The sequence below is a fragment of the Stenotrophomonas sp. Iso1 genome (genome assembly GCF_027497995.1).
GTDB lineage: Bacteria > Pseudomonadota > Gammaproteobacteria > Xanthomonadales > Xanthomonadaceae > Stenotrophomonas.
The window spans coordinates 1-14044 of the sequence record NZ_JAODBT010000003.1 but is presented as its reverse complement, the minus strand read 5'-3'; the positions used below and the strand labels follow the sequence as shown (position 1 = coordinate 14044).

Annotated in this window: 14 protein-coding genes and 2 tRNA genes; all 16 read left to right on the top strand. The window is 62.0% G+C overall.

What is annotated here, in order from left to right; translation table 11 throughout:
- Window positions 1-55 precede the first annotated feature (55 nt).
- The 16 genes from ruvC to PAN08_RS12945 all read left to right on the top strand — a co-directional run bounded on the left by ruvC (window position 56) and on the right by PAN08_RS12945 (window position 13096).
- Complete coding sequence (ruvC, locus tag PAN08_RS13020; protein WP_057632726.1) at window positions 56-577, top strand: crossover junction endodeoxyribonuclease RuvC; 522 nt, start codon at window positions 56-58, stop codon at window positions 575-577.
- Window positions 578-713: 136 nt separating this feature from the next.
- Entirely contained in the window at window positions 714-1301 is a 588-nt protein-coding gene (ruvA, locus tag PAN08_RS13015; RefSeq protein WP_269791939.1) for a Holliday junction branch migration protein RuvA, read from the top strand.
- A 38-nt stretch (window positions 1302-1339) separates the two neighbouring features.
- Window positions 1340-3256: a potassium transporter Kup gene (locus tag PAN08_RS13010; protein WP_269791938.1), complete on the top strand. Its 1917-nt coding sequence runs from the start codon at window positions 1340-1342 to the stop codon at window positions 3254-3256.
- A 141-nt stretch (window positions 3257-3397) separates the two neighbouring features.
- Window positions 3398-4435, top strand: coding sequence for a Holliday junction branch migration DNA helicase RuvB (ruvB, locus tag PAN08_RS13005; RefSeq protein ID WP_269791937.1), 1038 nt, complete (start codon window positions 3398-3400; stop codon window positions 4433-4435).
- A complete protein-coding gene (gene ybgC / locus PAN08_RS13000; protein WP_269791936.1) occupies window positions 4428-4850 on the top strand; it encodes a tol-pal system-associated acyl-CoA thioesterase in 423 nt (140 codons plus the stop codon). The genes ruvB and ybgC overlap by 8 nt, the downstream gene beginning before the upstream one ends.
- Before the next feature lie 20 nt (window positions 4851-4870).
- On the top strand, window positions 4871-5650 hold the full coding sequence (tolQ, locus tag PAN08_RS12995) for a protein TolQ (protein WP_269791935.1): 780 nt from the start codon (window positions 4871-4873) through the stop codon (window positions 5648-5650).
- A 38-nt stretch (window positions 5651-5688) separates the two neighbouring features.
- Complete coding sequence (gene tolR / locus PAN08_RS12990; RefSeq protein ID WP_269791934.1) at window positions 5689-6117, top strand: protein TolR; 429 nt, start codon at window positions 5689-5691, stop codon at window positions 6115-6117.
- Window positions 6107-7180, top strand: a complete 1074-nt coding sequence (tolA, locus tag PAN08_RS12985) for a cell envelope integrity protein TolA (protein ID WP_269791933.1) — start codon at window positions 6107-6109, stop codon at window positions 7178-7180. Before tolR ends, tolA begins: the two co-directional genes overlap by 11 nt.
- Before the next feature lie 172 nt (window positions 7181-7352).
- Window positions 7353-8672, top strand: coding sequence for a Tol-Pal system beta propeller repeat protein TolB (gene tolB / locus PAN08_RS12980; RefSeq protein ID WP_269791932.1), 1320 nt, complete (start codon window positions 7353-7355; stop codon window positions 8670-8672).
- Between the two features lie 65 nt (window positions 8673-8737).
- Complete coding sequence (gene pal / locus PAN08_RS12975) at window positions 8738-9256, top strand: peptidoglycan-associated lipoprotein Pal (protein WP_269791931.1); 519 nt, start codon at window positions 8738-8740, stop codon at window positions 9254-9256.
- 3 nt (window positions 9257-9259) lie between these two features.
- Window positions 9260-10066 carry a tol-pal system protein YbgF gene (ybgF, locus tag PAN08_RS12970; protein WP_269791930.1) on the top strand — a complete coding sequence of 269 codons (807 nt, stop codon included), beginning with the start codon at window positions 9260-9262 and terminating at the stop codon, window positions 10064-10066.
- Window positions 10067-10106: 40 nt separating this feature from the next.
- Window positions 10107-10796: a 7-carboxy-7-deazaguanine synthase QueE gene (queE, locus tag PAN08_RS12965; protein ID WP_269791929.1), complete on the top strand. Its 690-nt coding sequence runs from the start codon at window positions 10107-10109 to the stop codon at window positions 10794-10796.
- 192 nt (window positions 10797-10988) lie between these two features.
- Entirely contained in the window at window positions 10989-11654 is a 666-nt protein-coding gene (gene queC / locus PAN08_RS12960) for a 7-cyano-7-deazaguanine synthase QueC (RefSeq protein WP_269791928.1), read from the top strand.
- A 61-nt stretch (window positions 11655-11715) separates the two neighbouring features.
- Window positions 11716-11791: transfer RNA gene (locus PAN08_RS12955), tRNA-Lys, on the top strand.
- A 449-nt stretch (window positions 11792-12240) separates the two neighbouring features.
- Complete coding sequence (locus PAN08_RS12950; protein ID WP_269791927.1) at window positions 12241-12453, top strand: hypothetical protein; 213 nt, start codon at window positions 12241-12243, stop codon at window positions 12451-12453.
- Between the two features lie 548 nt (window positions 12454-13001).
- Window positions 13002-13096: transfer RNA gene (locus PAN08_RS12945), tRNA-Lys, on the top strand.
- Window positions 13097-14044: the final 948 nt, after the last annotated feature.

Genomic DNA, 14044 nt, shown 5'->3' with positions numbered 1-14044 from the left:
AGGTGAGACGGCGCGCTGCAATGCTGTGCGCCGTCTTTCTTCCACAGGCCCTTACATGACCCGCATCCTCGGCATTGACCCCGGTTCACAACGCACCGGCGTCGGCATCATCGACATTGATGCCAGCGGCAAGGCGCGGCATGTTCATCATTGCCCGCTGGTGTTGTTGGGTGCGGCCGATTTTCCGCAGCGGTTGAAGCTGTTGGCGCACGGGCTGCATGCGTTGATCGAGGAATACCAGCCGCAGGAAGTGGCCATCGAAAGAGTGTTCATGGCCAAGAACGCCGATTCGGCGTTGAAGCTGGGCCAGGCGCGTGGCGCCGCCGTGTGTGCGGTGGTGATGCGCGACCTGCCGGTCAGCGAGTACGCCGCCACCGAGATCAAGCTGGCCGTGGTCGGCCGTGGTGGCGCGGAAAAGCAGCAGGTGCAGCACATGGTCGGGCTGATGCTCAACCTGCAAGGCAAGTTACAGGCCGATGCCGCCGATGCGCTGGCAGTGGCCATTACCCACGCGCATGTGCGCGCCACCGCCAACCGGCTGGGCGTGGACGTGCGTCAGGCATGGAGTCGCAAATGAATCTGGAAGCAGGGAATCGGGGTCAGGGAGCGGCGAATGCGCGTTCCCTGCAATGTGGGCACCATTGTGCTGCCGAAGCGATGAGTGGTCCTTCCTCGTTCCCCATTTCCGGTTTTTCCGCCCAGAGGGCAGAGCCATGATTGGCCGACTGCGCGGCATCCTCGCTTACAAGGCACCGCCGTGGCTGGTGATCGACGTCAATGGCGTTGGTTACGAGCTCGAGGCGCCGATGAGCACTTTCTACGACCTGCCTGACACCGGCCGCGAGGTCATTCTGTTCACTCACTACGCGCAGAAGGAGGACAGCGTTTCGCTGTACGGCTTCCTGCGCGAGGGTGAACGGCGCTTGTTCCGCGACGTGCAGAAGGTGTCGGGTATTGGCGCCAAGATCGCGCTGGCGGTGTTGTCCGGCGCCAGCGTCGATGAGTTCGCGCGTTTGATCCAGAGTGGTGACATCACTGCACTGACCCGCATCCCCGGCATCGGCAAGAAGACCGCCGAGCGCATGGTGGTGGAACTGCGCGACCGCGCAGCCAATTTCACCGGTGGCGGCGCCCCTATCGCCGGGCAGCTAGGCAACGACCCGGTGTCCGAGGCGACGGTGGCTTTGCAGCAACTAGGCTATAAACCGGCCGAAGCGGCAAAGATGGCACGTGATGCGGAAGCCGACGGCGATGATGTCGCCATGGTGATCCGCAAAGCGCTGCAAGCTGCGCTGCGCTGAATCCTTCCACGGCTGCATGATGCCAACCCGAGATTGCCATGTCCCACGCTTCCCCCGCCCCTGAATCCAGTGGGCATCACGTCAGTCATGGCCCCGCAGGAGGCATGGCGCTGGTTGTCGGCGCCATTGGCGTCGTGTTTGGCGATATCGGCACCAGCCCGCTGTACACCCTGAAAGAGGCGTTCTCGCCGCATTACGGGCTCAACAGCGACCACGACACCGTGCTGGGCGTGCTGTCGCTGGCATTCTGGGCGTTGAACATGGTGGTCACGCTCAAGTACGTGACCATCATCATGCGTGCCGACAACGACGGCGAGGGCGGCATCATGGCGCTGATGGCACTGGCCCAGCGCACCCTGCGCAATGGCTCGCGCTCCGCGTACGTGGTGGGCATCTTGGGCATTTTTGGTGCCTCGTTGTTCTTTGGTGATGGCGTTATTACGCCGGCCATCTCGGTGCTGGGCGCGGTGGAAGGCCTGGAAGTGGCCGCGCCGGGGCTGGGGCATTTCGTGGTGCCGATCACCTTGGTGGTGTTGGCGGCCGTGTTCGCAGCACAGCGTTTCGGCACCGAAAAAGTAGGCAAGGTGTTCGGCCCGGTAATGACCATCTGGTTCCTGGCACTGGCGGCCATCGGCATCTGGAACGTGGTGGCTGCGCCGGAAGTGTTGAAGGCTTTCAACCCGATGTGGGCCGCACGTTTTTTCATGGAGAACGGTTGGCACGGCATCTTCATCTTCGGTGCGGTGGTGCTGGCGGTGACCGGCGGTGAGGCGCTGTATGCCGACATGGGCCATTTCGGCGCGCCGCCGATTCGCCATGCCTGGTACTTTTTTGTGCTGCCGTGTCTGGTGTTGAACTACCTGGGGCAGGGCGCGTTGGTGCTGCAGCGGCCGGATGCGGTGTCCAATCCGTTCTTCGAGGCCGTGCCGGAGTGGGCGCTGATTCCGATGATCCTGTTGGCGACGATGGCGGCGGTGATCGCCAGTCAGTCCGTCATCACCGGGGCGTTCTCGGTATCGCGGCAGGCCATGCAACTGGGCTACATCCCGCGCATGCGCATTCTGCACACCTCGCACGACACCATCGGCCAGATCTACATCCCGGGCATCAACTGGGGACTGGCAGTGATGGTGTTTGGCTTGGTGCTGGCCTTCCAGAGTTCAAGCAATCTGGCCGTGGCTTATGGCATCTCGGTGTCGGGCACGATGCTGATCGATACGCTGCTGCTGGCGCTGGTGGCGCGCGCGCTGTGGCCACGGGCACGGCACGGCATCGTCGCGTTGTGCGTGGTGTTCTTCGTGATTGACCTGTGCTTCGTCATTGCCAACGGCGCCAAGCTGCTGCAGGGCGCATGGTTCCCGGTGGCGCTGGGCCTGGTGCTGTTTACCATGATGCGCACCTGGCGGCGCGGCCGTGAACTGCTGCGTGACGAAATCCGCAAAGACGGTATCCGTATCGATACCTTCCTGCCTGGCCTGATGCTGGCGCCGCCGGTGCGCGTGCCGGGCGCGGCAATATTCCTCACCGCGGACCCATCGGTGGTGCCGCACGCGCTGATGCACAATCTCAAGCACAACAAGGTGCTGCACGAGCGCAACGTGTTTCTGCATGTGGAAACCTTGCCGATGCCGTATGCGCCGGAGGGTAAGCGTTTGAAGATCGAATCCATCGGAGATGAGTTCTACCGCGTCAACCTGCGCTTCGGCTTCATGGAAACCCCGGACGTGCCGCAGGCGCTGATGGGCTCTTGCGACCATGGCGGCGTCTACTTCGACCCGATGGACACCACGTATTTCGCCAGCCGCGAGACCATCGTGGCCAGCGCTAACCGTGGCATGCCGATCTGGCGCGACAAGTTGTTTGCCTTCATGCATCGCAACGCCGCCCCGGCCACCGGCTTCTTCCGCATTCCGGGCAACCGTTTGGTTGAGCTGGGCGCGCAGGTCGAAATCTGAGGGGTGGGAACGGGTGCAGAAGGGGAGGGCGTGGGAATGGTAATGACAACGGCACTGCGCGAAACCGCGAAGTTGCAGCCGTTGCTGTTGCTCTCTTTCGCTTCCCGCCCATTCACTCACTTCTGGCCTTAACATAGCCGGATGACTGACGACCGCATCATCGGCGCTGGCGCCACCCGCGAAGACGAGGTGGCCGACGCCAGCATCCGCCCACGCAGCCTTGCCGACTACCTCGGCCAGGTGCCGGTGCGCGAGCAGTTGGATATCTTCATCCAGGCCGCCAAATCACGTCGCGAGGCACTGGATCACGTCCTGATCTTCGGCCCGCCTGGCTTGGGCAAGACCACGCTCAGCCATGTCATCGCCAACGAGTTGGGTGTGAGCCTGCGGGTGACCTCCGGCCCGGTGATCGAAAAAGCCGGCGACCTCGCGGCGCTGCTGACCAACCTGCAGCCGCATGACGTGTTGTTCATCGACGAAATCCATCGCCTCTCGCCTGTGGTCGAGGAAGTGCTGTACCCGGCGATGGAAGATTTCCAGATCGACATCATGATCGGCGACGGCCCAGCCGCACGTTCGATCAAGCTCGACCTGCCACCGTTCACGTTGATCGGTGCCACCACCCGCGCCGGCCTGTTGACCGCACCGCTGCGCGACCGCTTCGGCATCGTGCAGCGCCTTGAGTTCTATTCGGCCGAAGAGCTGACCCGCATCGTGCGGCGTTCGGCCGGCATTCTTGGCATTGATTGCAGTGCCGAAGGCGCAGGCGAGATCGCTCGCCGTGCGCGCGGCACCCCGCGTATCGCCAACCGCCTACTGCGCCGCGTGCGCGATTACGCGCAGGTCAAGGCTAGCGGCCATATTGATCATGCCGTGGCGCAAGCTGCGATGCAGATGCTCAAGGTGGACCCGGAAGGCTTCGACGAGTTGGATCGGCGGCTGCTTCGCACGATGGTGGAGTATTTCGATGGCGGCCCAGTCGGCATCGAGTCGCTGGCTGCGGCGCTTTCCGAAGAGCGCGGCACGCTGGAAGACGTGGTCGAGCCATATCTGATACAGCAGGGCTTCCTGGTGCGCACCGCACGCGGCCGCATGGCCACGCACAAGGCCTACCGCCACTTGGGGCTCAAGCCCAAGGTCGCGCCAACGGATATGTTTGCGGAACAAGCGGATGAGTGAGCCCCGGTTCAGTTGGCCGACACGCATTTACTGGGAAGATACCGACGCTGGTGGGGTGGTCTACCACGCCCGCTATGTCGCCTTCATGGAAAGGGCGCGCACCGAATGGATGCGGGCCTTGGGCTATGGACAGGAGTCCATGCGCAGCGGGGGCGGCCAGGTGTTCGTGGTTCGCGCCATGGCCCTGGATTTCCTCAAGCCTGCCAAACTGGACGATGTGCTGACCATCACGGTGGAGCTGGCGCAGTGTCGGCGGGCAAGTCTGCTGATGGATCAGGCGGTGCTGCGTGGGGAAGAAGTACTGGTCACCGCGCAGGTACGCCTGGCAGCGGTGGGTGCCGTGGATTTCCGCCCGCAAGCCATTGATGACACGTTGTATGCAACGCTCAAACCCCTACAAACCAAACTCGCGTAAGTAAGATTGAGGAAGATCGGATGATCGCTTTGCTTCTGGCCCTGCAGGCCACCGTAACCGAGGCTTTGCCGGCTGACGTCAGCGCCGCTGCCGCGCAGACCGTTGCGCAGGCCAGCCATGGCGGTGGCATCAACTACCTGGACCTGATGATCAAGGCCAGTATCCCGGTCAAGCTGATCGTGCTGCTGTTGCTGGCCGGTTCGTTCATCAGCTGGGTCATCATTTTCCGCAAGGCGCGCGTGTTCAAGGCCGCCGACCGTGAAGCCAGTGACTTCGAAAACCGCTTCTGGTCCGGTGCTGACCTCGGCAAGCTGTACGCCGCAGCCACCGACCGCAATCGCTCGGTGGATGGCCTGGAAGCGATCTTCGAATCCGGCTTCCGCGAATACACCCGCATGCAGAACCGCCGAGGTCTGGATGGCCGCAGCCAGCTGGAAGGCGCGCAGCGCGCCATGCGGACCACCTACGCCCGTGAAGTGGATGGGCTGGACCGCAACCTCGAACTGTTGGCCAACATCGGTTCCACCGCACCTTACGTGGGCCTGGTCGGTACCGTGTTCGGCATCATGGTGACCATGCACGACATGATCAGCAGCGGTGAGCAGGCCGGCATCGCTTCGGTCGCGCCGGGTATTTCCGAAGCCTTGTTCGCCACCGCCATCGGCCTGTTCGTGGCCATTCCGGCAGTGTGGGCCTACAACCGTTTCACCACGCGCGTGGAGCGCCTGTCGGTGCGTTATGAAACCTTCGCCGAAGAGTTCAGCTCCATCCTGCAACGCCAGAGCGGCGCTGACGAGTAAGCGCATCCGCGCTTTCCTCTGACCGCAGGAGCCCAGACATGACCGCCGCCATACCCCGCCGCAAGCGCCGCAAGCTCAAGTCCGAGATCAACGTCGTGCCGTACATCGACGTGATGTTGGTGCTGCTGATCATCTTCATGGTGACCGCGCCGCTGTTGACGCTCAGTTTTGAAGTCGACCTGCCCAGCTCCACCGCCAAGGCGCTTGAGAGCAAGCAGGATCCGGTGATCGTGTCGGTGCGCGCCGACGGACAGCTCAGCCTCACGCTGCCCGGTGCCAAGGATCCCGAAGCGATGGACCCCGGTGCGCTTCAGGCGCAGCTGGGTGCACTGGCCTCGCAGGACAAGGACCTGCGCGTGATCGTGGCCGCCGACAAAGCCGTGGCTTATGAAAAGGTCGTGTCCGCCATGGACGTGATCAAGGCCGCAAAGATCGAGAAGGTGGGTCTGGCGACCGATGCACGCTGATTCCCTGCCGCCGCCGCGCGAGACCAGCAACGAGTGGGGCCTTCCGGTCGTCCTCGCGCTGTTGGTGCACCTGTTGGTGGCGGCGATCTTCATCATTGCCTGGGTGTGGTCACCCGCCCGCAGTACCGAGGCCGCCGCTGGCGATCCGGCGGTAGAGGCGAGTCTGCAGGTGTCCTCCGCCGAAGCTGCGGCTGCGCGCCAGGCGTTGCGCGCCTCGGAGAAATTGCCAGATTTGCCCGAGCCGGTCGAAGACGTACCGCCCGAGCCGGTGCCGGAAGACACCGTGCCGCCGCCACAGCCCATTCCCGAGCCGCGTCCACAGGATGCGCCCACGCCGCAGCAGCACAATGCGCAGGAGCGCATCGCGCAGCCGGACAACGTGGATCAGGAGCGCGTCAGCGCCTTGGCGATCTCGCAGGAAAAGGCCAAGCAGGAACAGGAAGCCAAGCGTCGTCAGGAGCAGATTGACCTCACCGAGCGCAAGCGCGTGGAAGAGGCCGAGCAGAAGCTGCGCCTGGCCAAGCAGCAGGAAGAGGCTGATCGCCAGAAGAAACTGGCCGATGAGCAACGCCGGGCGACTGACAGCGCCGAGCAGGAGCGTCAGCAGAAGATCGCCGAGATCCGCCGCAAGCGTGAGCAGGCCGAGCGCGAAGCCAAGTTGGCCGAGCAGCGCCTGCGTCAGGTAGCGGATGCCCGCGCCCGCGCCCAGGGTGCGTCATCCAGCAGTACTGCCAGCAGCGGTCCGGCTTCGCCATCACCGGGGCAGGGCGGCACCAGCAATGATCTGACCGCCAAGTACGCTGCTGCCATCCAGCAGGCCGTGCTCAACCAGTGGGTGCGTCCGGATTCGATCCCGCGAGGACAGCGCTGCCGCCTGACCATCCGCCAGCTTCCCGGCGGTGACGTAATGCGGGTCGAGTTCTCGCCCAGTTGCCCTTATGACGAAGCAGGCCGGCGTTCGGTGGAGGCTGCCGTGCTGCGTGCTCAACCGCTGCCTTATCGCGGATACGAGTCGGTGTTCCAGCCCAATCTCAATTTTAATTTTGAAGCACAGGACCGTTGAGTTCTGAGAAGCCTCCCTGGGCTTGCTGGTTTCACTGGTAACTTTTTTGTAACGTCTCCGTGTTCATTCACAGGGGTGGATTTCACGCGGTATTCGTTCACGATTGCGAAAATGTTCATACGCCTGCTGCTATCCCTCTTTCCTGCATTCATTCCGTACCGTTGAGCGCCTAATGAAGAAACTGCCTCGCTGGCTGGTCACCCTTACTGCCTTGTTGTTGCCGCTTGCGGCTATGGCACAGCAGAAGGGCTTGGAAATCGACATCATTGGCGGCAACGCCTCGGCCCTGCCGATCACCGTCGTGCCAATGCCGTATCAAGGTTCGGCCGGCGCGCCGCAGACCGACGTGGCCGCAGTGATCCGCGCCGATCTGGACCGTTCCGGCCAGTTCCGCAACCTGCCGGAGGCGCAGATCGTTGAGCGCCCGACCCGTGGCAGCGAAGTGCAATACCCGACCTGGCGTGCGCTCAAGCAGGATTATCTGGTTGCCGGTCGCGTGCTTGATGCCGGCGCCGGTGCCTACCGCGTGGAGTACGAGCTGTTCGACGTGGCCAAGGGTGAGCGCATCCTCGGTCTGGCGATGACCGCACGTTCCAACGCGATGCGCGATGTCTCCCATCAGATGGCCGATGCCATCTATGAAAAAATCGTTGGTGTGCGTGGTGCGTTTTGGACCCGCATCGCCTACATCACTGCCAGTGGCAGCGGCGCCAACATGCGCTACGCGTTGATGGTTGCCGATTCGGATGGCTACAACCCGCAGACCATCGTGCGTTCGGCCGAGCCGCTGTTGTCGCCGAGTTGGAGCCCGGATGGGCGCAAGCTGGCCTATGTCAGTTTCGAGCGCGGCAACTCGGCGATCTACATGCAGGACATCGCCACTGGCGCCCGTGAGCTGCTGACCAGCTTCCGTGGCATCAACAGTGCACCGGCGTTCTCGCCAGATGGCCGCCGTCTTGCCCTGGCGCTGTCGCGCAGCGGCAACCCGGAGATCTACGTCATGGACCTGGGCAGCAAGCAGCTGACTCAGCTGACCAACCATTTCGGCATCGACACCGAGCCGACCTGGGCTGCTGATGGCGGCTCGGTCTACTTCACCTCCGACCGTGGCGGCCGCCCGCAGATCTATCAGGTGGCGGCCAGCGGTGGCAGTGCAAACCGCGTGACCTTCCAGGGCAATTACAACGCCAAGGCCACCGTGTCGTTCGACGGCAAGAAGATTGCCGTGGCGCAGGGCGCAGGCAGCAGTTACAAGATCGCGATGATGGACAGCAGCTTGGGCGCGCCGCGCTGGAGCACGTTGTCCCCGGGGTCGCTGGACGAATCACCGAGCTTCGCGCCCAATGCGAGCATGGTGTTGTATGCCGCCCGCGAAGGCGGACGTGGTGTTTTGTACGAAGTGTCTGCTGATGGCCGTGTGCGTCAGCGTCTGGTGCTTGCTGATGGCGATGTGCGGGAACCCGCGTGGGGCCCATACCGCACCGCGCGTTGATAAAGTGTTAACATCCGACTCGGATTAATCCCAAAAAATTGGCCCAGGAGCCTCTAGGTATCGCCATGAACAAATCCACTCGTGTTTTGCTCGTTTCGCTGCTGTCCGTCGCCGCTCTGGCCGGCTGCTCGAAGAAGGTCAAAGAACAGCCGGTCGCCCCGCCGGTCGACAATGGTTCGACCACTCAGCCGACCGGTCCGTCCACCTCTGGCCTGTACGGCCCGGGCGACCTCGATACCGACGCTTGCCTGCGTCAGCGCGTTGTTTACTTCGACCTGGACAAGGAAGAAGTGAAGTCGGAGTTCCAGCAGATCATGGCTTGCCACGCCAAGTACCTGCGTGACCGTCCGTCTTCGCGCATCACCCTGCAGGGCAACACCGACGAACGCGGCAGCCGCGCTTACAACCAGGCACTGGGTGAGCGTCGTGGCAACTCCGTGAACTCGGCGCTGCAGGCCAACGGTGGTTCGGCTTCGCAGCTGACCGTCGTCTCCTACGGTGAAGAGCGTCCGGTGTGCACCGAATCGAGCGAGTCCTGCTGGTCGCAGAACCGTCGCGTCGAAATCGTCTACACCGCGCAGTAATCGATGCGTATCGGCATCAATAAACTGATGCTCGTGGTAGCGGCAGCCCTTGTGGCTGCCGCTCCTGCGTATGCACAGCGGCAAAGTCTGGCTGACCGTGTTGGCGCCCTGGAACAACAGGCCAACAACACGCAGGCCAATACCGACATGCTCAATCAGCTGCAGCAACTGCGTGGTGAAATGCAGACGTTGCAGGGCACGATCGAGCAGCTTCAGCACGAGAACGAACAGCTGAAGCAGCGCGGCCGTGACCAGTATCTTGATCTGGACGGGCGTTTGAACCGCCTGGAAGGCAATGGCGGCACCGATGCCCCAGCGGCATCGGCTGCTCCCGTGCTTCCGGCGAGCAAGCCCGCGGCCGCAAGCAACGAGCGCGTGCCGACGGTGCGTGGCGATGCCGGCAGCCAGGCTGCGGCCGGTGACGAACGTGCCGCCTACAACGTGGCGTTCGATGCGTTGAAGGCTGGCAACTACGCCGATTCGGCACAGCTGTTCCAGAGTTTCCTGGAGTTGTATCCGAACGCGGCATACACGCCCAATGCGCTGTATTGGCTGGGCGAAAGCTATTACGCAACACGCAATTTCAAGATGGCTGAGGCGCAGTTCAATGACCTCATCGCCCGTTATCCCACCCACGACAAGGCCGCCGGCGGTTTGCTGAAGCTGGGCCTGTCGCAGTTTGGCGAAGGCGATGCCGTGCAGGCACAGCAGACGCTGGAGCAGGTGGTTTCCCGTTTTCCCGGCAGTGATGCGGCCCGTACCGCCCAGGATCGTTTGCAGTCGATCCGGGTAGGCCAGCAACTGCGTTGATTGGTACCGGGCTGCGGCAACGCGGCGCGGTTGAAGTGAAATGAACTCTCCCGCCGCCGCTGTTCCCAGCGAGATCGTGCAGTCGCCATTGCCGCGACTGAAGATCACCGAAATTTTCCTGTCCCTGCAGGGCGAAGCCGATACCGTCGGCTGGCCTACCGTGTTCGTGCGCCTGACCGGTTGCCCGTTGCGCTGCAGCTACTGCGATACCGAGTACGCCTTCCACGGCGGCACCTGGTGGGACATCGACGACATCGTCGCTGAAGTGTTGAAGCAGGGCGTTCGCCATGTCTGCGTGACCGGTGGCGAGCCGCTGGCGCAGAAGCGCTGCCTGATCCTGCTGCAGAAGCTGTGCGATGCCGGGCTGGATGTGTCACTGGAAACATCCGGCGCGCTCGATATCGCTGCGGTGGATGCGCGCGTGTCGCGGGTGGTCGACCTGAAGACACCGGACTCGGCGGAGATGGCGCGCAATCGGCTGGAGAACATTCCGCTGTTGACCACGCGCGACCAGCTCAAGTTCGTGATCTGCAGCCGCAGTGATTACGACTGGGCCAAGGCGATGCTGGCCGAGCACGGCTTGCCTGAGCGTTGCATGGTGTTGTTCTCACCCAGCAAATCGCAGGTGAGCGCGCGCGAGCTGGCGGACTGGATCATTGCCGACCGCTTGCCGGTGCGCTTCCAGATGCAGCTGCACAAGCTGCTGTGGGACGACGAACCCGGCCGCTGATAAGGCAGCGTGGCGTGGCGCTTATCGCACGCCGCTTGCTCGGTATCCACGGGTACGACGCGTAAACTTTGTTTCCTGCGGGCGGCTGGCAGCTTGCTGATGGTCGCTCGCAACCCCGTGGACTGCCGTCCACGGCTACATCCCGGCGCGGGACAGCGTGCTGGCTTTGATCCCCCAACCGGATGAAATCCCATGAAGAAAGCAGTCGTGCTTCTTTCCGGCGGCATGGACTCGGCCGCCGTCGTCGCCATCGCTCAGGAACAAGGTTTTGAGGTGTACGCCCTGAGCGTGCGCTATGGCCAGCGTCACACCTCGGAACTGGAGGCCGCCGCACGCGTGTCCGCCGCACTCGGCGTTGCCGGGCACAAGGTGGTGGATGTGGACCTGCGCAGCATTGGCGGTTCTGCACTTACCGACGATATCGACGTGCCGGAAGCTGGCGGCGAGGGCATTCCGGTCACCTATGTGCCGGCGCGCAACACCATCATGTTGTCGTTGGCATTGGGCTGGGCCGAGGTGCTGGGCGCCAATGACATCTTCTGCGGTGTGAACGCAGTGGATTACTCCGGCTATCCGGATTGCCGCCCGGAATTCGTGGCTGCCTTCCAAACGCTGGCCAACCTGGCTACCAAGTCCGGTGTAGAAGGGGCGGGCATCGTCGTCCACGCGCCGCTGCAATACCTGAGCAAGGCGCAGATCGCCGCCGAGGGCCAGCGGTTGGGCGTGGACTTCGGGCTCACCGTGTCCTGCTACCAGGCCGATGCTGAAGGACGTGCCTGTGGTCACTGTGATGCCTGCCGTCTGCGCGCGGAAGGTTTCGACGCAGCGGGCATGGCAGACCCCACGCATTACATTTGAATTCCGATTTTCGGATTCTTGCGTTAGAATACGCGCCCCGGCTACGGCCGGGTCGTTGTTTGGGCCGTTAGCTCAGTCGGTAGAGCAGAAGACTTTTAATCTTTTGGTCGAAGGTTCGAATCCTTCACGGCCCACCAATCAGATCAGATGCTTAGCTGCCTCCTGGGTGCTCCGGGGTAGCATTTTTTGGGAAAATTCTTGGGAAAATCGCACTCTGGGCGAGAGAATTTTCTTCATCTAATCAATACGATGAGGCGTCCGAGCAAAAGATTGTGGGATGCCCAGTAGCTAACTTGCTTGGCGTTTCGATCGCTTCTCGGAGTGCTGCGACCACCGAACGTGTGGATCGGTTACGCCCCCAAGTGTCTGGCTACTTCTTGGTAATTCGCTTGGCGATCTTGCTTGGCCTTGCGTCAGCTGTCGGCCAGTAGCGGACGCTCAACGCCTGAGTTAAGCCGCACCGCGAAGCGGCGTCGGCTTGAGTGAATTGTTAGGCGCGTGGCAACAGACCTTCACTGCCTAGCGCCTCCATGACCGCAGGCAAAGTGTACTTTTGCCAGCTGATCGTACCTGGGAGATCGCCATCATGCAGAAACTCTCCAGAGTCAAATGCCTCGTAGATGGTCTCTGCGAATGGGTGCTGTCCCCACACAGCCTCCGCGCCGGACAGGCGATTCATTGCGGTGTCGGCTTGGCGGTAAGAGAAGATTCCTTCCGCGAACTCAAGTGCTACGTACTTGGAAAAGTGATAGCTAAACGCCTTTCGGCCGATCTGATGCTCGGTACAGAAGCGCTCTAGCCTATCGGGCCATAGCAGGTTCCCCGGCCCCGGCCTGGTGCACTCTTCTACGAGTCTTCGAAGGGCTTTTTCCACGTGCCTAACTACCTAATAGACGGACCCGTGGGTCCGGTTATACGACTTATTCACAAGGCGCCGTATGGTGGGCTTTTCCCTTGATACAGCTCGATCTTAGGGCGGCGGGGTCCGGCTAACAAGCCAGCGTATAACCGGACCGAGCAGAGGGCTCATGACCACCGCAAGGCGGTTCCGGGAGAAATGCAGATGTCCGCTTTGGGTCGGAAGCAGTCGCTCGCAGCGCTCTCCGCTCTTGGCTACAAGCAGGCACCGGGGTCCAATCCATCTGGTGCCACTCCCCAGGTTTTAGCGCCGCGGTGTCCATTTGTTTGGCGATCAGTGTCCAATTGGTTGGAGCTTTGCAGGAGCAGGCTGGGGTCGTTGACCCATTGGCCCAGCTCCACGCCCGGGGGAAGGCTTAGGTTCAAGGTCGACATTGGGAAAAAATGCGTTGTGCACGAAGCATTTCAAAGGCTTATACGCGGTGACTTGGGAAAAAGAACATCGGCAACCTACGGATTTAAAAGCATAGTTGAAAGAACTTTTAATCTTTTGGTCGAAGGTTCGAATCCTTCACGGCCCACCAATCAGATCAGATACTTAGCTGCCTCCTGGGTACTCCGGGGTAGCATTTTTTGGGAAAATTCTTGGGAAAATCGTGCTCCGCGCGCGAGAATTTTCTTCATCTAATCAATACGATGAGGCGTCCGAGCAAAAGATTGTGGGATGCCCAGCAGCTAACCTGCTTGGCTCTTCGATCGCTTCTCGGAGTGTTGCGACCACCGAACGTGTGGAGCTGTTACGCCCCCAAGTGTCTGGCTACTTTTTGGTAATTCGCTTTGCGATCTTGCTGGGCCTTGCGGCAGCTATCGGCCAGAAGCAGTCGTTCGTAGCAGACACTCAGGCCGACCCGCGAAGCGGGTTCGGCTTGAACGAATTGTTAGGTGCTTGGCCCGGATGCTCGAAGTCTATGCCGAGTGTCATGGGTGGCATTATGTGACGGAAAGTGATCCGTGCCCCTGTGGAGCTCACAAACGACAGCTCGCTCGTCGACCCCTCCCCGAGCGAGTCTGACTCCGTGACGGACTGCACCGTGAAGGGCAGCAGTGTCGCCACAGGGGCGAGCGTCGACATGACGTAGGTCTTGCCACTTGGCGCGTGCCATTGACGGGCACCTGCGCCGCACTCCGAAATGCCAATACCCAGAGAGGGATATTCGCCTGGATCAAATTCGACCTCTTGCGGCGCCACGAGGAGCAGTCGGCCGTCCGCGAGCTGGAGCACCGCCATCGAGGTGGCGATAGGAGTGGTGTGCGCGTCTACCCACGCAGGGTGGACCGGCTCGCACGCGAAAGTGTCAATCGCTTGGATGGTGCTGCCGACTACCGATGATGTGTCCACAAGCGCCTAACGCCTTATGTCTTGAGTTTCCCCTAGCCTAGGTGCCGAGAGCCCGACGTGCGAGCCCGATAACGCCTCGGTGTCAGCACCACCGTAATTCAGCAGGGGCCGCACGTCGGATCTCGCGTCCAGC